The organism is Variovorax paradoxus B4 (assembly GCF_000463015.1).
In the GTDB taxonomy this organism is placed as follows: Bacteria; Pseudomonadota; Gammaproteobacteria; order Burkholderiales; family Burkholderiaceae_C; genus Variovorax; species Variovorax paradoxus_E.
The window spans coordinates 219,078-240,411 of record NC_022247.1 but is presented as its reverse complement, the minus strand read 5'-3'; the positions used below and the strand labels follow the sequence as shown (position 1 = coordinate 240,411).

Below are 21,334 nucleotides of genomic sequence, written 5' to 3'. Positions count from 1 at the left end.
GACGGAACTCACTGCGCAGCACTCTCGGCAGGCGCGAACTCGACGAGGCGGATATCGAGCAGCGAATGGTCGCCGGCTTCGCTGATCAGCGTGCGCTGGCCCACGCCGGCATACTGGTCTTCGCCGGCCAGCGGCAGCCAGTCGGTGCGGCGGCCCAGGGTTGTTTCGTCGTCCAGCGCATCGAGCGCGCCGGGATAGCGCACCGGCACCAGGCCGTTGAGTCCGCGGCCGTCATGCAGCTCGATCTCGGCCGGCGCCCAGAGCAGGTCGACCAGATGCTGCGGACGGGAAAACTTGAGACGGCGCACCGCCGGCAGCGGCAGCCACGCATAGCCCGAAGGCGTGAGGAGTTCGAGCACGGCGCCCATGCGCACGTCGCCATCGCAGAGCCAGGCGAACTCGCCGGTTTCCACCGGCTCGCCGTCGATGGCCTGCACGGCCCGCGAATCCGTCCGGTCGACGCAGCTCAGCGTGCCCTGCAATGCGGGGGCCTCCTGCCGCGCGGCTTCGCGCAGGTCGGCCGCTTCCGCGGCCTGCTCGAACGGCAGCGCCGCGGCGGCGATCAGCCCCGCAACCCAGTCGGCCTGGCCGGCAATGACGGCCGGCGCACGGCCGCCGTTCCAGAATTCGGTTCGATGCCGCTCGGCGGCCAGCGCCATCGCGCAGGTGGCACTGGCAGGAGCGAAGGAAGGATCGATCTTCGCGGCCAGCTTGAGCTGGTCTTCAGCCCGCTGCCAGTCGCCCCGCAGCGCAAGAAAGTGGCACAGGGCAAGCCGCAGGCTGGCATTCTGTGGACTCGCGCGAATCTGCCGCTGCACCCATTCGGTGTGTTCGGCCACCGAGCGCTCGCCCAGCACTGCAAACCCATCGCCCATGAAACGTCCTCATTGACTCGCGCACGGCCCGGGGGCCGTCGACAACTATCTGCAGGCGACCGGCCCGCGGCGTGCGCGGGCCGGTCGGAAACAAGCAAAAGGGAAATCAGGCTTCCCGGTTTTCCTTGATGTTCCAGGCCAGCACGGTCTCGGCGCCCTTGCCGCCCTTGTCGGTCTGCTCCCAGTACTGCTGCTTCACCTTCGCCGCCTGGAACGCGAACTGCACCAGCACCGCATCGCCGCTCTGCTCGGCCGTGTACTGCACCGACGTCACCAGCACTTCTTCCAGCGTCACGCGCGTGTATTCGATCTGCGAGCCACCCGCCTTGCACAACGACACTTCCACCTTGCTCAGGTGCTTGCCGCTGGCGCAGTTCTTCATCACCGACGGCGCCGCCTTGTCGATGCGCGCGAGCACCTGCAGGTCGTTGAAGCTCGCCTTGCCCACACCGCCCCCACCGCCGCTGACCATGTTGCCAGGCTGCGTGGCTCCCCATGCGAACGACTTGATATCCGTCCAGTCCTTGTGGTTCGAGTCCTTGGATTCGCCGTTCGCGCCCTCGACGCGCATGAACATGTCTACTGCCATGATTAACCCCCAAAGTTATATATATGCCCGATTGCGGGACACCGTTGAACTAGCTGCTGTCCTTCTTGTTGGATGGCAGCTTCGAAACCAGCCGCAGTGACACCGTCAGCCCTTCGAGCTGATAGTGCGGCCGGAGAAAAAACTTGGCGGCGTAGTAGCCGGGGTTGTCCTCGATGGCTTCCACCTGGACTTCCGCCGCCGCCAGCGGCTTCATTGCCTTCGTGTCCTGGGACGACGTGCCTGGGCTGCCGTCCACGTAGTTCATGATCCAGTCGTTGAGCCAGCGCTCCATGTCCTCGCGCTCGCGGAACGAACCGATCTTGTCGCGCACGATGCACTTCAGGTAGTGCGCGAAGCGGCAGCATGCGAACAGGTACGGCAGGCGCGCCGCCAGGTTGGCATTGGCCGTGGCATCGGCGTCGTAGTACTCGGCCGGCTGCTGCAGCGACTGCGCACCGATGAAGGCCGCGAAATCGGAGTTCTTGCGGTGCACCAGCGGCATGAAGCCGTTCTTGGCGAGTTCGGCCTCGCGCCGGTCGCTGATGGCGATCTCGGTGGGGCACTTCATGTCCACGCCGCCATCGTCCGTCGGGAAGGTGTGGGTGGGCAGGTTCTCGACCGCACCGCCCGACTCCACGCCGCGAATGGACGTGCACCAGCCGTACTGCTTGAACGAGCGGTTGATGTTCACGCCCATCGCATAGGCCGAGTTGGCCCAGGTGTAGCGGTTGTGCAGGGCCGAGTCGGTTTCTTCCTCGAACTCGAACTCGTCGACCGGATTGGTGCGCGCGCCATAGGGCAGGCGCGCCAGGAAACGCGGCATGGCCAGGCCGATGTAGCGCGCGTCTTCCGACTCGCGCAGCGAACGCCATGCGGTGTGCTCGGTGTTCTGGAAGATCTTGGTCAGGTCGCGCGGGTTCGACAGTTCCTGCCACGAGTCCATCTGCATCACCGTGGGCGATGCACCGGCAATGAAGGGGCAGTGCGCGGCCGCGGCGATCTTGGCCATTTCGCCGAGCATCTCCACATCCGGCGGGCTGTGATCGAAATGGAAGTCGCCGATCAGCGCGCCGAAGGGCTCGCCGCCGAACTGGCCGTACTCGTGCTCGTAGATCTTCTTGAACAGCGGGCTCTGATCCCAGCCGATGCCCTTGTGGCGCTTCAGCGAGCGCGCCACTTCGCGCTTGGAGGCGCACATCACACGGATCTTGAGCTGCTCGTCGGTCTCGGTGTTGTTGACCAGATAGTGCAGGCCGCGCCATGCGCCTTCGAGCTGCTGGAAGTCTTCGTGATGGAGGATCTGGTTGATCTGCTCGGAGAGCTTGCGGTCGATCTCGGTGATGATCGCCTGCACGGTGCGGTAGGCGTCGTTCGAGATGGTGACGGTGCTTTCAAGCGCCTGCACCGCAAGGGTTTTGACGGCGCTCTGCACCGCCTCGCGCGCCTGGTCGGTCTTGGGCTTGAACTCGCGCTGCAGAAGGTCGGAGAACTCGTTCGGCTCGAGTGCTTCGATGGTGGCGGTCTGCCCGCGCGCTGTCTGTTTGGATGCGGTGCTCATGATGGAGATCCTGTCGGCTTGCTCGGCTTACTCGGAAGGGGTGCCGGGAGCGCCCGACTTTTCGTTCGCGGCCTCGACCGCCTTGGCAACGGCGGGATTGGGCGCGGACGCCAGCGACTTGAGCAGCTCCGGGTTCTGCAGCGCCTGCGCAATCAGCTGCTCGGCGCCGTTCTTGCCGTCCATGTAGGACAGCAGGTTGGAAAGCTCGGTGCGTGCTTCCAGCAGATGCTGCAGCGCGCCCACCTGGCGGGCAATGCGCGCGGGCGAGAAGTCGTCCATGCTGTCGAAGGTGATGTCGACATTCATCTGTCCTTCGCCCGTGAGGGTGTTGGGCACCTGGAAGGCCACGCGCGGCTTGATCGACTTCATGCGGTCGTCGAAGTTGTCGATGTCCACCGCCATGAAGTCGCGATCCGCGAGGTCGGGCATCGGGTCGACCTGCTTGCCCGCGAGATCGGCGATCACGCCCATCACGAAGGGCAGCTGGATCTTGCGTTCGCTGCCGTAGATCTCGACGTCGTACTCGATCTGCACGCGGGGTGCCCGATTTCGCGCGATGAACTTCTGACCACTGTTTCTGACACGGTTGTCTGCCATAAGCTTCCTCTTGAATCTCAATGCGTATTGGTCGAGCCCCGACGGCCTGTTCCCGCGTTCTCGCGCCGGCCGCTCATTCCGCTGCGGAGCCACCGCTCAGGGAACGGCCGGCCAGGCTTTCTATCTTCTGCAGGCCCTCGGGAACGAGTTCTTCGATGATCTGGAAAAAGTTGAGGTCCAGCAGCCTTTGCGCTCTGCGGATGAGCATGGGTGCCGGATGGCTGGGCTCCGTGCGTTCCATGTACTGGCACGCCTTTTCCAACAAGACCTGCACATCATCACGAGTCGATATTTCAATATCTTTAATGCTTGCCGCCCGCGGTCCGGGGGCGCCGTTTGCCACACCACCCTCGGCGCCCCGCGCGGAAGGGGCGGCCTGCGCCGATCCATTCCCTTGCGCGGCCGGCTGCAGTGCTTCGGCCGGCTCCGGCTGGGCCTGCTCCGGCAGCAACTGGACCACGGTGCGAAGCGAGCGTTCGAGCCGGGAAAAATCGGGCGCCCAGCTTTGTCCCAAGGCCCGCTCCGAAGTCTCTCGAATGCGCCGCAGCAGTTCGATTGCCGCATGCAATGCCATCACCGGGGGCGCCGCCTTCTCCTGCGCGCGGCGCGCCACCTCCCGCAGCCGGCCGATGCCACCCGGGTAATCGATCTGGTCGGCCTTGCTCGAGTCAAGCAAGGCCTCGACCTGCCGCAGGCTCATCGACACGCCGGCATCCTCGAGCAGGCGCGCATCGCGCACGCTGCGTCCGAGTCCCTCGGCTTCGGCCAATGCAGCCAGCGCATTCATGCGCGGCAGCGGGTCTTCGAAATCGCCATCGACAACGCGCGGATGGACGTCGTTCCAGAACTTTTGCAGGATGCCGTCCACCACGCGCAAGCCATCGACGTAGCCCGGCAATCCTCGGCTCTCGGTCCACGCCAGCGTCAGCAGAACCAGCACGCGCACGTCGAGCGTGCGTTGGCACAGCTGCTTGGCAATGCGCTCGACACGGGCCCAGTCGGGCGGCTCGGCCGGAATGATGGTCGAGCCGAACTGCTGCTCCCGCTTTCCGGTTGCAGCTTGCTGCAACGCCATGAAATCAGGGTCGTATTCGAGGTCTTCACCGCAAGGAAGCGGGCCTTCAACAGGCGACTGCAGTAGTTCGATCTCGCTCGGCGGCAACCCCATCTCCCGTGTAAACCATTCTCAAGACCGGTTATCTTGAGGGGAACGCGAGGCGCGGTCAACAGCAACAGATTGCTACGTGCAGTCTATGAATCACAAAGGAGTACAACTCCTTTTAAACCGTAGAAAGAACGCTTACAGCAGTCCGCGCGCAGCCAGATTCCGCATCAGCGCACTTAACCCGAAAGTCCACCGTGGCGCTTGGTCCGAATGGACCACGCGGTTCACGAGGGTGCCGAGTTCCGGCGCGGCGATGCTCACGCGATCGCCGACGACGTGGGTGAATCCTTGCCCAGGACCATGACGGTCTTGTGTCGGTGCGAACATGGTGCCCAGGAACAACATGAAGCCGTCGGGATAGTCGTGGTGCGCGCCGACGGCCTGCGAGACGAGGTCGAGCGGATCGCGGCTGATCTTCGCAAGCGAACTCGAGCCTTCGAGCACGAAGCCTTCGGGGCCCGTGACTTCGAGCGCCACCGTGATGCGGCGCACGTCGTCGATGCCGAAGTGCGCATCGAACAAGCGGATGAACGGACCGATCGCGCAGGAGGCGTTGTTGTCCTTCGCCTTGCCGAGCAGCAGCGCGCTGCGGCCTTCGAAGTCGCGCAGGTTGACGTCGTTGCCGAGCGCCGCGCCCAGCGTTTCGCCGCGGCTGTTGATCGCAAGCACGACCTCGGGCTCGGGGTTGTTCCACACGGATGCGGCATGGATGCCCACATCGGCGCCCGTGCCCACGGCCGAGAGAACCGGCGCCTTGGTGAAGATCTCCGCGTCGGGCCCGATGCCGACCTCGAGGTACTGCGACCACGCGCCCTGCGAGATCAGCACCTCCTTGACCTTCGCGGCCTCGGCCGAGCCCGGCACGATGCCCGCAAGGTTGTCGCCGAGCACGCCGCTGAGTGCCGCGCGTGTGGCCTCGGCGCGCGATGCGTCGCCGCGCGCCTGCTCTTCGATCACGCGCTCGAGCAGGCTTTCGACAAATGTCACGCCGCTGGCCTTGATGGCCTGCAGGTCGCAGGGTGCGAGCAGCCACGGCTTCGCTTCGTCGCGCGCGGTGGCGTCGCTGTTGGCGATGGCCTCGGCCAGCGAGGCGACGCGCGGAGCCTGGCCGCCGCGCAGTGCGCGCTGCACCGCATCGGAGGGCGGCTCCTTCGCCTCGAGCAGGTCGCTCATCGTGGGCGCGAGCCGCGAGAGATCGTGCAGCCCGCCCTCATGCACCGCCACGAGTACGGGGCCCACGCCGGGCTGCCAGATGCGGCCGACGAGTGTGGCGCGCTCGGCGTCGCGCGGAAGGCTGGTGGCGGTGGAAAGATTCAGGGGCATGTTGTCTCCGGAGGCACTTGGGTTCGGCACTTGGGTTGGGTTCTTGGAGCGGACATTCTGAATGAATGTGCCCCTTGCCGCTGCGCGAGCGGGCGCGAAAGACCCGGAAGGCGCTACTCGGCGCCGTGGCCGCGCGCGGCGCGCACGCGCGCCACTTCGGCCGGCAGGTTCTTCCACGCCGGCTCCTGCGGTGCGAAGCGCGCGCGCATGTAGCCCGCGAGTTCGGCAATCTGCCGGTCGTCGAGCGTGTCGCGAAAGGCCGGCATGAAGCCGATGTCGCGGCTTGCGGGTTCTCGCACGCCATCGAGGATGGTGCGCAGCAGGTTGTCGGGCCGCGCGCTCGTGAGATTGCTGTTGAGCGCGAGCGGCGTGTTCACGCCGAGCAGCGTGGGGCCGTCGCCGTCGTGATGGCATGACGCACAGGCGCTGTCGAACATGCGCTGCGCGGGACCGAGCAGCCGGCCCTGCGCGCGTGCCGCGTTGTCGACCGCTTGTTGCGCCGCGGCCTGCGGCTCGGCCGCGGGCGCCGGATTGAATGAGGCGAGGTAGGTGGCCATCGCGCGCACGTCGGCATCGGGCACCTGCGCGAGTTCGCGCACCACCTCGGCCATCGGGCCGCCCGCCATGCCATGGCGCTGCGTGTGGCCCTGGCGCAGGTAGCGATAGAGCTCGTCGGCATCCCATGGCACGGCCGATTTCGACGACAGGCCGGTGAGCGCCGGCGCTTCCCAGCCATCGACCATCGCGCCCGACAGGAAGGCGCTGCCGCCCTGCTCCGCACCGAGCGCGTTGCGCGGCGTGTGGCAGGCGCCGCAATGGCCCAGGCCGTTGACGAGGTAGGCGCCGCGGTTCCATTCCGCGCTTTGCGCGGCCACCGGCTGCAGGGGCGCTGGGTCATGGAAGAGCGCGTTCCATCCGGCCATCAGCGGCCGCATGTTGAACGGAAACTTCAGTTCGGCCTTCGGCGTTTCGGCGCGCACCGCGGGCATGGACATGAAGTAGGCGTAGAGCGCCTGCAGGTCGTCGTCGCCGGTCTTGGCGAAGGCGGTGTACGGGAACGCCGGGTACAGATGGTGGCCGTCGCGCGAGACGCCTTCGCGCATCGCACGCTGGAAAGCGCTGAACGACCAGCGGCCCAGGCCCGTGTCGGCATCGGGCGTGAGGTTGGTGGTGTAGAGCGTGCCGAAGGGCGTCTGCATCGCGCGGCCGCCGGCATTGGGTGCGCCGCCCGGTGCGGTGTGGCACACGGCGCAGTCGCCGAGCGCGGCGAGCACGCGGCCGCGTTCGATGGTGGCTTCGCTGTAGACCGGGGCGCTGAGCGAGACCGGGGCGATGGCGGAGCGCCAGCCGAGCAGGCCGGCGATGAGGCCGATGCCGCCGATGAACAGGGCGGCGCCGGTGACCCAGGGGCCTTTTCGCGCGGGCCACGGCGCATCGGTCTTGCTCCTTCCCCTTTCGGGGGAAGGTTGGGATGGGGGCACGGCAGCGTCACCATTCGAGCGCCGCTCGCCCCCACCCCCGCCCTCCCCCGGAAGGGGAGGGAGCAAACCCCGGTTCAGCTCCGCCAGCACCTTCTCCGGCGTGAACGGCGGCTCGCGGAACCGCACCCCCGTCGCATCGAAGATCGCATTCGCGATCGCCGCCGTTCCCGGCACCGACGACGACTCGCCCGCGCCGAGCGACGGTTCGCCGGGCCGCGGCATGTGCATGACCTCGATCACCGGCACGTCGCGGAAGTTGATGATCGGGTAGCTGCCCCATTCGCGGCTCGCGACCACGCCCGAGGGCAGCACGCCGGGCAGCAACTGCGCACCAGCCGTTGCCGCGCCCTGCTGCGGCGCGAACTGCACCTCTTCCTTGAGCGCGCGGCTCGTGGTCTGGATCACGTTGCCGTGCACCTGGTGCTCGACGCCCGCCGGGTTGACCAGCAGCCCCGCGTCGTGCCCCACCACCACGCGGCGCACATGCACTTCGCCGGTCTTGCGGTTGACCTCGACGTCGGCCACCCATGCGGCCCACGCGGCGCCGAAGCCAGGCCATTTGCTGTGGATGTAGCGCGCGTAAGCAAAGCCCTGGCCGAAGAGAATGTCGCCTCCTTCACCGAGCCCGCCGTCGGCGTTCTCCTGCGGACCGGTGCGCATGCGCCAGCCGGCCTTCTGCGCGGTGGCTTGCACCAGTTCGACGGCGCGCGGATCGTTCAGGTGGCGCAGGCGGAACTGCACCGGATCGACGCCCGCCGCGGTGGCCAGCTCGTCGATGTACGACTCGTGCGCAAAGGAACTCGGCAGCGCCGACACGCCGCGCAGCCACGAGGCACGCACGATCGGCGCCATGTCGTTGACCTTCACGCGCAGGTTGTCGACGCTGTAGGGCGGGCGCGCCGTGCGGTCGCCCATCTCGAAGGCCTGCGCCACCGGCTCGATGGTGCGCGTGAGCAGCAGCGCGAGCGTGGGCGCGCCGTTCGATGGGTATGAAGTTTCGAAGTCGTAGGCGGCGATGCGGCCATCGGCCATGAGGCCGCCATCCACTTCCATGAGCTGCGCGGCGCCCTTGGGCTCCCAGGCATGCTCCTGCTCGCGCGTGAGCTGCACGCGCACCGGCGCGCCCACGGCGCGCGCGAGCAGCGCCGCATCGGCCGCCACGTCGTCGGCGCCGTTGCGGCCGTAGCATCCCGCTGCTTCCATGCGGACGACGTCGACCTGCACGTCGTCCACGCCCATGAGCTTTGCGAGATCGGCACGCAGCACATGCGGGTTCTGCGAGCCGGCCCAAACGCGAAGGGCGATGCCGCCGTCGGGGCGCCAGTCGGCCAGCGCGCACGAGGGGCCGATGGACGCGTGCATCTGGTAGGGCCACACGTAGGTGCGATGCATCGGCTGCGCGGCCGCGGCGATCGCGCCATCGACATCGCCTTCGTTGACCAGCAGGCGCTGCGTCGACGGGTTGTCGCGCAAGGCCTGCGCCAGGTCGGAAAGATCCGGCATGCCGGGCCAGGCCTTCCATGCCACGCGCAATTCGCGCAGCGCCTGCTCGGCATGTTCTTCGCGCTCGGCCACGATGCCGACGAAGTCGCGGATCACGACCACCGCTCGGATGCCGGGGATGTGCGCAATCGACGATTCGTCCACCGATTCGAGCGTGTTGCCGATGAACTCGCCATGGTCTGCGCCCGCGTACGGCGGGCGCACCACGCGGCCGTGCAGCATGCCGGGCACGCGCATGTCGTGCACAAACACGAGGTCGCCCGCGAGCTTGGCCGGAATGTCCACGCGGGCCTGGCGCGTGCCGACGATGCGGTAATCGGCGGGGTCCTTGGGTTGGGCACGCGGGTCGAGCCGCAGCACGGTGCGCTGCCCCGCCACCAGGTCCGCGTAGTTGATGCGGCGGTCCGGCGCCTCGGCCACGCGCACCACCCCGTTGCGCACCTGCAGCGCCTCCACCGCAACGCCGAGCCGCTCGGACGCACGCGCAAGCAGCCATGCGCGCGCCTGCGCGGCGGCCATGCGCAGCGGCTGCGCATGGATCTGGATCGAGGCGCTCGCGATCGTCGCGCCCTGGTTGGGCGCGCGCGCGGTGTCGCCGAGCATCATGCACACGCACGGCATGCCGAGCTCGAGTTCCTCGGCCACGATCTGCGCCAGCGCGGTCTGGATGCCGGTGCCGAGGTCGACGTGGCCGTTGAGAGCCGAGGCGCTGCCGTCGTCCCACACGGCAAGCAGGATCTCGTCGCCTTCGAGCGGGTTGCCCGGCACGGCAGCGGGCTGCCCATTGGCGGGCGCAGGCGCGAGCGGCGTCTCGCGCACGACCAGCAGCACGCCGTCGGCGGCAAGGAAATCCGCGCGGGTCCGCGGCAGATCGGCGCGGCGCGTCATGGTTTTTGCTCCCTCTCCCTCCGGGAGAGGGAGCAAGACGGGCGGCTCATCGGTTTGTCTCCGCGCGCATACGCACCGCCGCGCGCTGTACCGCGTCCAGAATTTCAATGTGCGTGCCACACCGGCACAGGTTGCCCGAGAGTTCGCTGCGGATGCGCGCCTCGCTTGCCTGCGGATCGCGCGCAAGCAGCGCCGCGGCCTGCATGACCATGCCGTTGAGGCAGTAGCCGCACTGCGCGGCCTGCGCGTCTTCGAAGGCGGCCTGCACCGGATGCCAGCGCCCACGCGTGCCAAGGCCTTCGAGCGTGGTGACGGTGCGGCCCGCCACGCCGTGCGCGGGAATCACGCAGGACCGCGCCGCCACGCCGTCGACATGCACCGTGCAGGCGCCGCACTGCCCCAGGCCGCATCCATATTTGGGCCCGTTCAGGCCGAGGTCGTTGCGCAGCAGGTGCAGCAGCGTGGCCTCGCGCGGCACGCCCGGAATCGAGCAGGCCCTGCCGTTGACCTGCAGGTGCAGCGGCTCAGCGCCGCAACTGGCCGTCACGGGTGTACATCTCCAGGTCCACGAAGGTCGAGCCGTTGTGGTTCTTCGCGCTGTAGTCGACCGGAAAATCGCCGAAGCGCGTGCTGCCGATGCCTTCGAGCCCGGCAATGAAGCCGTCGCGCGTGAGCGTCTTGCCCGCGCGGCGCAGGCCTTCGACCATCACGCGCGATGCGATGTAGCCCTCGAGGGTGGTGTAGCTGTCGATCTTCTCGCCGAACTCGGCGCGGTCGCGCTGGTAGTCGGCCACGATGGGCACGCGCACGGCCTGCGGCGGCGGCACGATGCTGGCCGTGACCAGCCCCGCGAGCTTGCCTTCGAGGCGCTTGGCCGAACCGGCCGCGTCGGTGATGCCGACCGACAGCGTGTAGAGCGGCGCTCCCACGCCGTTGGCGCGGTAGTCGCGCATGAAGACCTCCACCATGCGCCCGGCCATGATCATCAAGACCGCGCCGGGCTTGGCATCGGCCAGACCGGTGACGACCTGCCTGGCGTCTTCGGCGGCAATGGCGAGCGGCAGCGTCTTCACGACCTGCACCTTGTAGTCGGCGGCCAGCTGCTCGCAGGTGGCGAGATTCGACTTGCCGAAGGCGCTGTCCTGGTAGACCACCGCGATCGACGAGATGCCGATGGTCGAGAGATGGCTGATGATCTTGCGCAGCTCGAGGTCGTAGCCCGCGCGCACATGGAACAGCAGGCGGTTGACCCTGGTGCGGAACGAGGTGGTGCCCACCAGCGGCGCGAACATCGGCACACCGGCTTTCTCGGCCAGCGGCATCGCGGCCGCGAGGTTGCCGGTGGCGACGAAGCCCGCGAGCGCGAAGACCTTGTCCTCGTCGATCAGCTTCGCCGTGTTGGCGGCCGTCTTGGCGGGGTCGTAGGCATCGTCGTAGCTGACGAGTTCGAGCTTGCGGCCATTGACGCCGCCCGACTTGTTGACGCGATCGAAGTACAGCTTGATGCCCGCGCGGTAGTCGATGCCGAAGTCCTTGGCCGGGCCGCTGAACACGGCCGACTGGCCGATGCGGATGAGGCTGTCGGTCACGCCGTTGTCCGCGCGTGCGGAACGAAGAAGGCCGGGGCCCAGCGCCAGGGCTGCGCCGCCCGCCACCAGTGCGCGCCTCGAAATCGGAATCGTCATGCGTTGTCTAGCTCGCTGTTGTCGTTGTTGCCGGGCGGGAGTGAATGCGGTGCGGGTTTGCTCAGGCCGTCTGGATATCGGCGGACTGGATGCGCTTGACGCCCTTGGCCGTCATCTGCTTCCATGCCGCGGCGAGCGAGCCGTTGAGGTCGATGGCGCGCGTGGCGTCCTCGATCACGTAGACCTCGAAGCCGGCCTTGCGCGCGTCGAGCGCAGTCCAGGCCACGCAGAAGTCGGTGGCCAGCCCGGCCACGTAGACCGTCTTGATGCCGCGCTGCTTGAGGTAGCCGCCCAGGCCGGTGGCGGTCTTGCGGTCGGCCTCCTCGAAGGCGGAATAGCTGTCGACGCCCTTGTGGAAGCCCTTGCGGATGATGACCTGCGCGGTGGGCAGCTTCAGGTCCTTGTGCAGGGCCGCGTCGTCGGTGCCCTGCACGCAGTGGTCGGGCCAGAGCACCTGGCTGCCGTAGGAGAGCTTGATGCTGCTGAACGGCTTCTGGCCGGCATGCGCGCTCGCGAACGACGCATGGCCTTGCGTGTGCCAGTCTTGCGTGACCACGATGTTCTCGAAGGAATCGGCCAGCTGGTTGATGACAGGCACCACCTCGGCACCGCCCTTGACGGGCAGCGTGCCGCCGTCGACGAAGCAGTTCTGCACGTCGATGACGAGCAGCGCGGACTTGTCGTTCGGCTTGAGCTTCGGGGCCGCGAACAGCGTTCCGGCCGCGCCCAGCAGGCCCAGTGCGGCCGTGGACTTCAGAAGGGATCTGCGGTGCGTGTCGTGCATGGCGTGTGCTCCGGTGGTTGACGAGAAATGAAGAAGAGGGCCGCGCGGTGCGGCTAGACGCTCAGGTAGGCACGGCGCACCTCTTCGTTGGCCGCGAGCTCTGCCATGGTGGCGTGGTAGCGGATCTGGCCCTTCTCGAGCACGTAGGCGCGATCGGACACCAGTTCGGCGAAGTGCATGTTCTGCTCCGACAGCAGGATGCTCACGCCCTGCGCCTTGAGCTCCAGGATCATGTTGGCCATCTGCTCGACGATGACCGGTGCCACGCCTTCGGAGGGCTCGTCGAGCAGCACCAGGTAGGGGTTGCCCATGAGCGTGCGCGCCACGGTGAGCATCTGCTGCTCGCCGCCGCTCATGCGGCCGCCCGGGCGGTCGGGCATTTCGCCCAGGTTGGGAAAGAGCTTGAACAGGCGCTCGGGCGTCCACAGCGGCGCCTCGCTGCCGTCGGCCCAGCGGCGCGACGGCTGCTTGCCGACTTCGAGGTTCTCCATCACCGTGAGATCGGTGAACACGCGGCGGTCTTCGGGCACGAAACCGAGGCCGAGCTTCGCCGCGTGATGAGGTTCGCTCTTCGAGATGTCGTGGCCGAGGAAGCTGACGTTGCCCTTGCGCTTGGCGAGCATGCCGATCAGCGTCTTGAGCGTGGTCGACTTGCCGGCGCCATTGCGCCCCATGAGCGCGACGACCTCGCCGCGCCGCACTTCAAGATCGACGTCGTACAGGATCTGCGCGGCGCCATACCAGGCGCACAGCGAGTTCGCCTTCAACAGTGTTTCGTGCGTGCTCATGCCGCTGCTCCTACTGCCGCGTTCACTTCGGCGGCTTTCTCTGCAATCTTCTCGAAGGTCTTGCCGCTGCCGAAGTACACCTCCTGCACCTTCGGGTGGTCGCGGATCTCGAGCGGCTTGCCCTGCGCGATCAGGCGGCCGCGGGCCAGCACGATCATGCGGTCGGCGTAGGCGAACACCACGTCCATGCTGTGCTCGGTGAACAGCACGGCCAGGCCGCGCTGGACCACGAGTTCCTTGGTCAGCGCCATCAGCGAATTGCGTTCCTTCGGCGCCATGCCGGCAGTGGGCTCGTCCATCAGCAGCAGCTTGGGCGCATTGGCCATCGCGATCGCGAGCTCCACGCGCTTGACGTCACCGTAGGCGAGCTCGCTGCAGGGCCGGTCGGCCTGCGCCTTCATGCCGACCTGGTCGAGCAGCGCCAGCGCCTCGTCGCGCTTGTGGTCCGCCGCGCGGCGCCACATCGAGAACAGCTTGCCGTCGTGGGAGAGCATCGCCATCTGCACGTTCTCGGCAACGGTGAGCGACGCAAAGGTTTCGGCGATCTGGAAGGTGCGGCCCACGCCCTTGCGCCAGATCTCGCGGGGCTTCTGGCCCACGAGCTCGTGGCCGTCGAACACGATCGAACCCTGGTCGGCCTTGAGCTGGCCATTGACCATGTTGAAGGTGGTGGACTTGCCGGCGCCGTTCGGGCCGATGAGGGCCAGCAGCTCGCCGGCCTTCAGCTCGAAGCTGATGCCGTCGACGGCTTTGACGCCGCCGAAGGATTTGCCCAGGTTGTCTACTTTGAGAAGGGTCATTTGGCTTTACTCCCTCTCCCTCCGGGGGAGGGTTGGGGTGAGGGCTCGCGGCTTTCGAACTCTGCAGATTTTTCGATCAGTGCCGAGTGATTGCTTCCCGAGGCCGGGCGGATATCCCGGCCTCGGGAAAAAAGAAGCCCCCCGAACGATGGAAGACAACCGCCCTTCACGTCCGCTTCTCCTTCAAACCAACATCCACCTCCGGACGGCGACGCCCGCGCAGCCAGCGCTCGCTCAACTGCTTGGCAAACCCGGCAATCCCCTGCGGAAACAGCAGCACCAACAGCAAGATGATCGCCCCCAGAGTGGCCCGCCAGTAATCGGTATTGCGCGCCACCGTGTCATGCAGCCAGCTGAACGTGACAGCGCCCACCACCGGCCCCGCCAGCGTCTGGATACCGCCCAGCAGCACCATCACCAGCCCATCGACCGACTTGTCCACACTCAGGCTTTCAGGCGAGATGCTGCCCTTGGAAAAAGCGTAGAGCGACCCGGCCAGTCCGGCCGCGGCCCCCGCGATGACAAAAGCGGTCCATTGCATGCGCTTGACGTCGATGCCGATGGCATCGGCCCGCAGCACCGAATCGCGCCCCGCGCGCAGCGCATAGCCGAACGGCGAGAACAGCACGCGGCGCAGCATCAGGATGCCCGCTGCCACCAGCACCAGCGTGAGCCAGTAATAGGTGCGCTTGTCCGACAGCCACTCCGAAGGCCAGACGCCGGTGAGCCCGTTGCTGCCGCCGGTGAACGAATCCCACTGGTAGACCACGGCCCAGGTGATCTGCGCGAAGGCCAGCGTGAGCATCGCAAGGTACACGCCCGAAAGCCGCACCGCGAACCAGCCGTAGACGAAAGCGCCGATGGCGGCGACCAGCGGCGCGACGATGAGCGCGAGTTCCATCGGCATGCCGCTCGCACGCACCAGCAACGCGGCACCGTAGGCACCCAGCCCGAAGTAGGCCGCATGGCCGAACGAGTGCATGCCGGCCGGGCCCATGATGAAGTGCAGGCTGGCCGCGAACAGCGCCGCGATCAGCAGGTCGATCATCAGCACCGTGGTGTAGGGCGAATCGGCCGTGAGCAGCGGCATCGCCATGAGCGCGAGCCCGAGCGCGGCGACGAGCCACAGGTAGCCCTTGCTCGCGCGCCGCAGCGGCTCTTCCTGCATGCCCACGTAGCGGCTGGGCGCCTGCGGACGGCCGAGCAGGCCCCAGGGGCGCCACACCAGCACGATGGCCATCACGATGAAATCGACCACCAGCGTGAGCTTGGAGAACGATACGCTGTAGCCGAAGATCTCGACCACGCCAAGCCAGATGCAGACCGCCTTGATTTCGGAGAGCAGCAGCGCCGCCACGTACGCACCGGGAATCGAGCCCATGCCGCCCACCACCACCACCACGAAGGCCGCACCGATGGTGTTGAGGTCCATCGCGAGCGTGGCCGGTTCGCGCGGCAGCTGCAGCGCACCGCCCAGCGCCGCGAGCGTGGCGCCCAGCGCGAACACGGCGGTGAACAGCCAGGCCTGGTTCACGCCCAGTGCGCTGACCATCTCGCGGTCCTGCGTGGCAGCGCGCACCAGCGTGCCCCAGCGGGTGCGTGTGAGCAGCAGCCACATGAGGCCGAGCACCACCGGACCGACGACGATCAGGAACAGGTCGTAGGTCGGAAACTGACGGCCCAGGATGTCGACCGAGCCCGACAGGCCCGGCGCGCGCGGGCCGAGCAGTTCGTCCGGCCCCCAGACATAGAGCACCGCATCCTTGATGACGAGCACCAGTGCAAAAGTGGCCAGCAGCTGGAACAGCTCGGGCGACTTGTAGATGCGGCGCAGCAGCACCATCTCGATCAGCGCGCCGATCACGCCCACCGCGAGCGCGGCGATCAGCACGGCCGGCCAGAAGCCCAGCGTGCCGAGCTTCTCGACCAATGTGTAGGCGAGGTAGATGCCCACCATGAAGAAGGAGCCATGCGCAAAGTTGACGATGCGCGTGACGCCGAAGATCAACGAAAGGCCGGCCCCCACGAGGAACAGCGACGAAGCCGACGACAGCCCGGTGAGGAACTGAAGCAGCAGGGACGAGAGGCTCATGGGTGCAAGCGTTCCGGGGAAGAAAAAAGATCAGTCTGCAGCGCGCGATTTCTTCACGTCGGCGGCGCTCGGCTGGAACTTGGCGCCGTCGAAGTAGGTGTAGTCGACCATCACGCCCTTGCCGTTCTCGTTCTTCGTCTTGCCGACGAAGGCGCCCATGGTCGACTGGTGGTCTTCGGCGCGGTAGCTGATCTTGCCGAACGGGGTGTCGACCTGCAGGCCCTTGAAGGCGGCGACGAGCTTCGGCGTCTCGGTGCCCTTGGCCTTCTCGATGCCGGCCGCCACCGACTTGATCATGCTGTAGCCAACCACCGAACCGAGGCGCGGGTAGTCCTTGTACTTGCCGTGGTATGCGAGGAAGAAGGCCTTGTGCTCAGGCGTCTGGATGCCGTACCAGGGGTAGCCGGTCACGATCCAGCCGTTGGGCGTCTCGTCCTTGAGCGGGTCGAGGTACTCGGGCTCGCCGGTCAGGACGCTCACCACCGTGCGGTCCTTGAAGAGGCCGCGGGTGTTGCCTTCGCGCACGAACTTGGAAAGGTCGGCGCCGAACAGCACGTTGAAGACCGCATCGGGCTTGGCATCGGCCAGCGCCTGCACCACCGCCCCCGCATCGACCTTGCCGAGCGGCGGCGCCTGCTCGGCGACGAACTCGACGTCGGGCTGTGCGGCCTTCAGGAGCGTCTTGAACGCGGCCACGGCCGACTGGCCGTATTCGTAGTTGGGGTAGACGACGGCCCAGCGCTTCTTCTTGAGCTTGGCCGCTTCGGGCACCAGCATCGCGGCCTGCATGTAGGTGCCGGGGCGCAGGCGGAAGGTGTATTCGTTGCCGCCCTGCCAGGTCATCTTGTCGGTCAGCGGTTCGCCGGCCAGGAAGAAGATCTTCTTCTGCTTGGCGAAGTCGGCCACGGCCAGGCCGGTGTTCGACAGGAAGGTGCCGGTGAGCACGTCGATCTTCTCGCGCGCCACCAGCTCCTCGGCCACGCGCACCGCGTCGCCGGGGTTGGCGTTGTCGTCGCGCGTGATGAGCTCGACCTTGCGGCCGTTGACCCCGCCCTTGGCGTTGATCTCTTCCACGGCCAGCTCCATGCCCTTCTTGTAGGGCTCGAGGAAGGCGGGCTGGGCCTTGTAGCTGTTGACCTCGCCGATCTTGATCACGCCCTGGGCATGGGCAGGAACGAGGGCGGTGGCCAGCGTGGCAACGGCCGCGGCGCTGAAGACGTGACGCAATGGGTTCATGGGGAAACTCCTTGGGATCGAAAGAGAGAGAGAAAAAAGAAACGACGTGGAAATGGAGGCGCGTGGATTCAGCGCAGCCCGTCTTCACCCTTGATTTCGCTGGCCTGCAGCCCGCCGATGCGCGGCAGCGGACGGCCGCTGTCGGTGACGGCAACGGCCACCACGATCTCGTTGGCGCGCGGCGCGTCGGACACGCGGGCCTCGATGGCGTCGAAGTGGCTGCGCACGAAGGCCGCATCCTTGTGGCCGAGCGGTACGTCGATGGCCGTGCCCAGCGTGCCGCGCTTCTTGGCCGAGGGCACGAGCGCCGCGCCCTTTTCGACGGCCACGCGCAGCGGCGCGCCGAGCTTGGGATGCAGGATGGCGGCGGCATGCTCGAGCTCGCCGTTCTCGCCGACGATGGCGGCCTTGCCATAGCTCTGCGCCTGGCCCGGCTCGATGCCCAGCGCCTTCACGGCCTTCTGGCCCAGGAGCGCGCCGAGCTCTTCGCCGATGGCGATCAGCTCGTCGAGGTTCTCGCTGAAGCGGCCCGCGTAGGGGTTCTCGATCACTGCGATGGCCACGGCGCGGCGCGTGGGCGGCGCAATGTCCTGGCCCATTTCCTTGCGGGTTTCGTCGACCTGGATGACGAGCTTGCGGATGTTGGCGGTCATGTCTTGTGTTCCTTCGTGTCTCTTGTTTATCAGGTCAGCGCAGGCCGTCCCATTTGCTGATGTCTTTCGCGAGCAGGCCGCCGACGCGTGCATGCACGCGGTAGCCGGTGCTCATCGCGAGGATGAAGACGATCTCGTCGGCCGCCGGCGCGCCGGGCACGCGCACCTCGATGGCGTCGAACTGGCCGCGCACGTAGCTGGCGTTGATGTTGGTGAGCGGCACGTCGAGCGCGGCGCCGGGCGGGCCGACCTTCTTGGTCGAGGGCACGATGGAAAGCGCATTGCCGGGCTGGCCGGTTTTTTCCTCGGCCTTGCCCGCGGTGTAGGCCGCGCGGTCGCCCTTCCAGCCGAGCAGTTCGCGCATGGCATAGCCGCCGGGCACGTGCCAGAGCGCGCCGTGCTCGAGCTCGCCGGCGGCGCCGACGATGGCGCCCTTGCCGTAGGTGGCGATCTGCTCGAGCGGCACGTCCATGGCGGCATGCAGCTTGTGCGCCATGTCGACGCCCACCGGGTCGAGCAGCGCCATCATCGGCAGGATGTCGGGCTCGTAGCGGCCCGCAAACGGATTGGTCAGCACCGCGCCGATGGCACCGCGCACCAACGGGGTGTCGGCGCGCGGCCCGAACTCGTGGTGGATGTGCTCGACATGGGTGAAGACGCGGCGTATATCGATCATGAAAAGGAACCTTGCTTTTCGTTAAGCAAATACTGAACCAACTGCATCGGACGGCGCCCTGGGCAGCACCTTCGAGCATAAGGGTTCGACAAGTCGCCACTGCCCCTGGCAAACGAGCAGAGCGGCCCAGACGAGCCCCCCTTTTTGCAGCGCCTTGGCGCACACGGCGCCGGCGTCGAGCGCGTTTTTCACCTGCGAAGGCGCCAGCGGCGGCACGTCGACCGTGACCAGGGTGTCGCCCAGGTCGCTATCGTCCTTGCATTCGCTGGCGGGGCGCCGCCGGATGGCGGCATCGTCCACGTCGACCGCATTGGCAATCACGGTGGCGGCGGCATCGGCCTGTGCCGCCGTGGCGGCCAGGACCGTCACGCTGTCGGCAATGCCCAATGAAAAGCTGCGCCCGCGCCAGCCGCTGGTGGCCACGCCGCGCACCGGCTGCTCGGCCCCGATCTCGAACTGGCCGTCGGTGGTGAGGATGCCGCCGTCACGCCAGTCGAAGCGCGCAAGGTCGGCGTAGACACCCACGCGCGCCGAATGGCCTGGTGCGAGGTGCAGCGCGATGTCGCCGCCGTTGTTGATCCAGGCCCGCTCGATGCCAGGGCGTTCGTAGAACGCGATCAGTTCCTGCGCCACCGAACCGGCCACGGCTGCCATCGGCGTGATGAACATCGGCGCGAACGCGGCACAGGCATCCCACATGCGCCTGGCGACCACGCCGCGTGGACGCATGTTGTCGGTCACGGGCAGGCGCAGCAGCGGCAGCTCGCGCACCAGCTCGTCCAGCACATGGCCGAAGCGCGCCCAGGCCGCGTCGTGCGCGGCGGCAACGGCGTACGGATCGCCGTGCGCCTCGGCCACGACGTCGATCGGGCCGTGGTTGAAGTGCCAGCGGTTCTTGTCGAGCGCGCTGCGTTGGGCGGTCATGGCTCAGCCCAGCATCGGGGTGTGGCCGAGCGGCCACGGATTGGCGTCGTCCATGGCGACCCACTGCCGCGCCAGCGGTGCGCCGTCTTCCTGCCATGCGCCGCGCGAAAGCGCCTGCTCGAGCGAGAAGATGTGTTCCATGTGGCCGCCGAGCGCTTCGTAGTCGTCCCGCCGCATGCTGAACTCGATGGGCGCCACGATGGCCGGCGTGGGCACGGTGCCAAAGCTGTTGTCGGGCATGCGCATGACGTCCGCCATCACGGTGATGCCGCCGCCGGGCCACACATAGGCCGGCGCGCCGCCGCAGGTGACGTTGACCAGCGCGCGCTTGATGGCGCGCGTGAGCAGCACGGGGTTTTCGGTGACGCCGGCGCGCAAGGACCCGCCCGCACCACCGAGGAACAGCACGGTGCACAGCGATGGTTCGCAGTTCTCGCCGATGCGCTCGACGATGCGGCGCACCTCGGGCGGCATTTGCTGTTCGACCGGCTTCAGCGCTTCGTCGAGCACGTACCACTGCGCATGCTCGCCGGTGGTCGATGTCATCAGGAGGCGCAGGCCGGGGCGCGCCACGCCCTCTTCCCAGCCCTCGATGATCGAGAGCGGATCGGCGATGTCGGTGCCGCCCCAGCCGTTGCCCGGGTTCGCCACCTGGAAGTAGCGCCCCGGCGTGGACTTGCGCCCCAGCATCTGGATGCCCGAAGGCGCCATGTCGAGGCAGCGCCCGGCCTGGTGCTCTGTGAGCACGCCGGTGATGTGGTCGTCGACCACCACCACCTCGTCGGCCACGCCCGCGAACTGGCGCGCGAAGATGCCCACGGCCGCCGAGCCGCAGCCCACGCGCATGCGCTGCTCTTCGACGCCGTTGACGATGGGCGCCCTGCCGGCCTGGATGACGAGGGTGGAGCCGCCGTCGATGGTGCATTCGACGGCCTTCTTGTTGCCCAGCAGCTGCATCAGCTCGGCCGTCATGCGGCCTTCCTTCTTGCTGCCGCCGGTGAGGTGGTGCACGCCGCCCAGCGAGAGCATCTGCGAGCCGTATTCGGCCGTGGTGACATGGCCGACCACCTCGCCCTTGTAGCGCACGTTGGCCTGCTCGGAGCCGAGGAAGCGGTCGGTGTCGATCTTCACCTTGAAGCTGCAGTAGCTGAAGATGCCTTCGGTGACGACGGTGACCATGTCGACGCCCCGGGCCTTGGAGGCCACGATGAAAGGGGCGGGCTTGTAGTCGGGATAGGTGGTGGACGAGCCCACGCCGGTCACGAAGACTTCGTCGGCGTGCAGCAGGTCGCCGCTCCAGTCGGGCGCGCTTCCCTCCACCTTCTCGGCGGCGGGGCGGTCGAAGGGCACCAGCACGGGGGCCTCGCTCGCGACCGCGCGGCGCAGCAGCACCACCGGGTCGACGCGCACCAGCACGCCCTCTTTGTTGGCATAGCGGTCACAGGCACCGGTGCGGCCGTCGGAGATCTGGCACAGCACCGGGCAGGCGTTGCATTCGACCTTGGCCGTGCTCATGCGCTCGTTGCGCGGGGGCGCCTTGCCGAAGGCGCCGGCGCCGGCTTCGAAGGCCACCGGCATGTCCATGCCGGGCAGTCCGTCTGTCTTGGTGTGTTCTGTCATCGGGGCGATCTCGTGGGCGTGGTGCGGGTCGGGCGTGGCGAAACTCGGTCAGCGGAGGACTGCAACAAACGTGCCGCCTGCCCGCTTGTGCGCCGCC

General features: G+C 67.5%; 18 protein-coding genes. All 18 read right to left on the bottom strand.

Annotated elements, in window-relative coordinates:
• Window positions 1–8 precede the first annotated feature (8 nt).
• Complete coding sequence (locus tag VAPA_RS01130; protein WP_021004932.1) at window positions 9–875, bottom strand: type VI secretion system accessory protein TagJ; 867 nt, start codon at window positions 873–875, stop codon at window positions 9–11.
• A 106-nt stretch (window positions 876–981) separates the two neighbouring features.
• Entirely contained in the window at window positions 982–1,464 is a 483-nt protein-coding gene (locus tag VAPA_RS01125) for an Hcp family type VI secretion system effector (RefSeq protein WP_021003707.1), read from the bottom strand.
• Between the two features lie 49 nt (window positions 1,465–1,513).
• A complete protein-coding gene (gene tssC, locus VAPA_RS01120; protein ID WP_021004931.1) occupies window positions 1,514–3,022 on the bottom strand; it encodes a type VI secretion system contractile sheath large subunit in 1,509 nt (502 codons plus the stop codon).
• A 27-nt stretch (window positions 3,023–3,049) separates the two neighbouring features.
• Window positions 3,050–3,619, bottom strand: a complete 570-nt coding sequence (gene tssB / locus VAPA_RS01115; RefSeq protein WP_021004930.1) for a type VI secretion system contractile sheath small subunit — start codon at window positions 3,617–3,619, stop codon at window positions 3,050–3,052.
• A gap of 73 nt (window positions 3,620–3,692) precedes the next feature.
• Window positions 3,693–4,787, bottom strand: a complete 1,095-nt coding sequence (tssA, locus tag VAPA_RS01110) for a type VI secretion system protein TssA (protein ID WP_041945966.1) — start codon at window positions 4,785–4,787, stop codon at window positions 3,693–3,695.
• 132 nt (window positions 4,788–4,919) lie between these two features.
• Complete coding sequence (locus VAPA_RS01105) at window positions 4,920–6,107, bottom strand: fumarylacetoacetate hydrolase family protein (RefSeq protein ID WP_021004928.1); 1,188 nt, start codon at window positions 6,105–6,107, stop codon at window positions 4,920–4,922.
• Between the two features lie 113 nt (window positions 6,108–6,220).
• The gene (locus tag VAPA_RS01100; RefSeq protein ID WP_021004927.1) at window positions 6,221–9,979 is read right to left on the bottom strand and encodes a molybdopterin cofactor-binding domain-containing protein; all 3,759 of its coding nucleotides are present in this window, start codon (window positions 9,977–9,979) and stop codon (window positions 6,221–6,223) included.
• Between the two features lie 46 nt (window positions 9,980–10,025).
• A complete protein-coding gene (locus VAPA_RS01095; RefSeq protein ID WP_021004926.1) occupies window positions 10,026–10,526 on the bottom strand; it encodes a (2Fe-2S)-binding protein in 501 nt (166 codons plus the stop codon).
• On the bottom strand, window positions 10,504–11,664 hold the full coding sequence (locus VAPA_RS01090) for an ABC transporter substrate-binding protein (RefSeq protein ID WP_021004925.1): 1,161 nt from the start codon (window positions 11,662–11,664) through the stop codon (window positions 10,504–10,506). Before VAPA_RS01090 ends, VAPA_RS01095 begins: the two co-directional genes overlap by 23 nt.
• 61 nt (window positions 11,665–11,725) lie before the next feature.
• Window positions 11,726–12,448: a bifunctional nicotinamidase/pyrazinamidase gene (gene pncA / locus VAPA_RS01085; RefSeq protein ID WP_021004924.1), complete on the bottom strand. Its 723-nt coding sequence runs from the start codon at window positions 12,446–12,448 to the stop codon at window positions 11,726–11,728.
• A gap of 53 nt (window positions 12,449–12,501) precedes the next feature.
• The gene (locus VAPA_RS01080; protein ID WP_021004923.1) at window positions 12,502–13,236 is read right to left on the bottom strand and encodes an ABC transporter ATP-binding protein; all 735 of its coding nucleotides are present in this window, start codon (window positions 13,234–13,236) and stop codon (window positions 12,502–12,504) included.
• Entirely contained in the window at window positions 13,233–14,036 is an 804-nt protein-coding gene (locus tag VAPA_RS01075) for an ABC transporter ATP-binding protein (RefSeq protein WP_021004922.1), read from the bottom strand. The genes VAPA_RS01080 and VAPA_RS01075 overlap by 4 nt, the downstream gene beginning before the upstream one ends.
• Before the next feature lie 166 nt (window positions 14,037–14,202).
• A complete protein-coding gene (locus tag VAPA_RS01070) occupies window positions 14,203–16,128 on the bottom strand; it encodes an ABC transporter permease (RefSeq protein ID WP_021004921.1) in 1,926 nt (641 codons plus the stop codon).
• Between the two features lie 30 nt (window positions 16,129–16,158).
• Entirely contained in the window at window positions 16,159–17,364 is a 1,206-nt protein-coding gene (locus VAPA_RS01065) for an ABC transporter substrate-binding protein (RefSeq protein ID WP_021004920.1), read from the bottom strand.
• Window positions 17,365–17,432: 68 nt separating this feature from the next.
• Complete coding sequence (locus tag VAPA_RS01060) at window positions 17,433–18,017, bottom strand: amino acid synthesis family protein (protein ID WP_021004919.1); 585 nt, start codon at window positions 18,015–18,017, stop codon at window positions 17,433–17,435.
• Between the two features lie 34 nt (window positions 18,018–18,051).
• Entirely contained in the window at window positions 18,052–18,693 is a 642-nt protein-coding gene (locus VAPA_RS01055) for an amino acid synthesis family protein (RefSeq protein WP_021004918.1), read from the bottom strand.
• Between the two features lie 21 nt (window positions 18,694–18,714).
• Window positions 18,715–19,617 carry a UPF0280 family protein gene (locus tag VAPA_RS01050; RefSeq protein WP_021004917.1) on the bottom strand — a complete coding sequence of 301 codons (903 nt, stop codon included), beginning with the start codon at window positions 19,615–19,617 and terminating at the stop codon, window positions 18,715–18,717.
• Window positions 19,618–19,620: 3 nt separating this feature from the next.
• Window positions 19,621–21,237 (bottom strand): hypothetical protein, encoded by a 1,617-nt coding sequence (locus tag VAPA_RS01045; RefSeq protein WP_021004916.1) that lies wholly within the window; start codon window positions 21,235–21,237, stop codon window positions 19,621–19,623.
• Between the last annotated feature and the right edge of the window lie 97 nt (window positions 21,238–21,334).

Coding starts and splice junctions, on each gene's coding strand:
- VAPA_RS01130 (WP_021004932.1), bottom strand. CDS start 875: ATGGGCGATGGGTTTGCAGTGCTGGGCGAGCGCTCGGTGGCCGAACAC.
- VAPA_RS01125 (WP_021003707.1), bottom strand. CDS start 1,464: ATGGCAGTAGACATGTTCATGCGCGTCGAGGGCGCGAACGGCGAATCC.
- tssC (WP_021004931.1), bottom strand. CDS start 3,022: ATGAGCACCGCATCCAAACAGACAGCGCGCGGGCAGACCGCCACCATC.
- tssB (WP_021004930.1), bottom strand. CDS start 3,619: ATGGCAGACAACCGTGTCAGAAACAGTGGTCAGAAGTTCATCGCGCGA.
- tssA (WP_041945966.1), bottom strand. CDS start 4,787: ATGGGGTTGCCGCCGAGCGAGATCGAACTACTGCAGTCGCCTGTTGAA.
- VAPA_RS01105 (WP_021004928.1), bottom strand. CDS start 6,107: ATGCCCCTGAATCTTTCCACCGCCACCAGCCTTCCGCGCGACGCCGAG.
- VAPA_RS01100 (WP_021004927.1), bottom strand. CDS start 9,979: ATGACGCGCCGCGCCGATCTGCCGCGGACCCGCGCGGATTTCCTTGCC.
- VAPA_RS01090 (WP_021004925.1), bottom strand. CDS start 11,664: ATGACGATTCCGATTTCGAGGCGCGCACTGGTGGCGGGCGGCGCAGCC.
- pncA (WP_021004924.1), bottom strand. CDS start 12,448: ATGCACGACACGCACCGCAGATCCCTTCTGAAGTCCACGGCCGCACTG.
- VAPA_RS01080 (WP_021004923.1), bottom strand. CDS start 13,236: ATGAGCACGCACGAAACACTGTTGAAGGCGAACTCGCTGTGCGCCTGG.
- VAPA_RS01075 (WP_021004922.1), bottom strand. CDS start 14,036: ATGACCCTTCTCAAAGTAGACAACCTGGGCAAATCCTTCGGCGGCGTC.
- VAPA_RS01070 (WP_021004921.1), bottom strand. CDS start 16,128: ATGAGCCTCTCGTCCCTGCTGCTTCAGTTCCTCACCGGGCTGTCGTCG.
- VAPA_RS01065 (WP_021004920.1), bottom strand. CDS start 17,364: ATGAACCCATTGCGTCACGTCTTCAGCGCCGCGGCCGTTGCCACGCTG.
- VAPA_RS01060 (WP_021004919.1), bottom strand. CDS start 18,017: ATGACCGCCAACATCCGCAAGCTCGTCATCCAGGTCGACGAAACCCGC.
- VAPA_RS01055 (WP_021004918.1), bottom strand. CDS start 18,693: ATGATCGATATACGCCGCGTCTTCACCCATGTCGAGCACATCCACCAC.
- VAPA_RS01050 (WP_021004917.1), bottom strand. CDS start 19,617: ATGACCGCCCAACGCAGCGCGCTCGACAAGAACCGCTGGCACTTCAAC.
- VAPA_RS01045 (WP_021004916.1), bottom strand. CDS start 21,237: ATGACAGAACACACCAAGACAGACGGACTGCCCGGCATGGACATGCCG.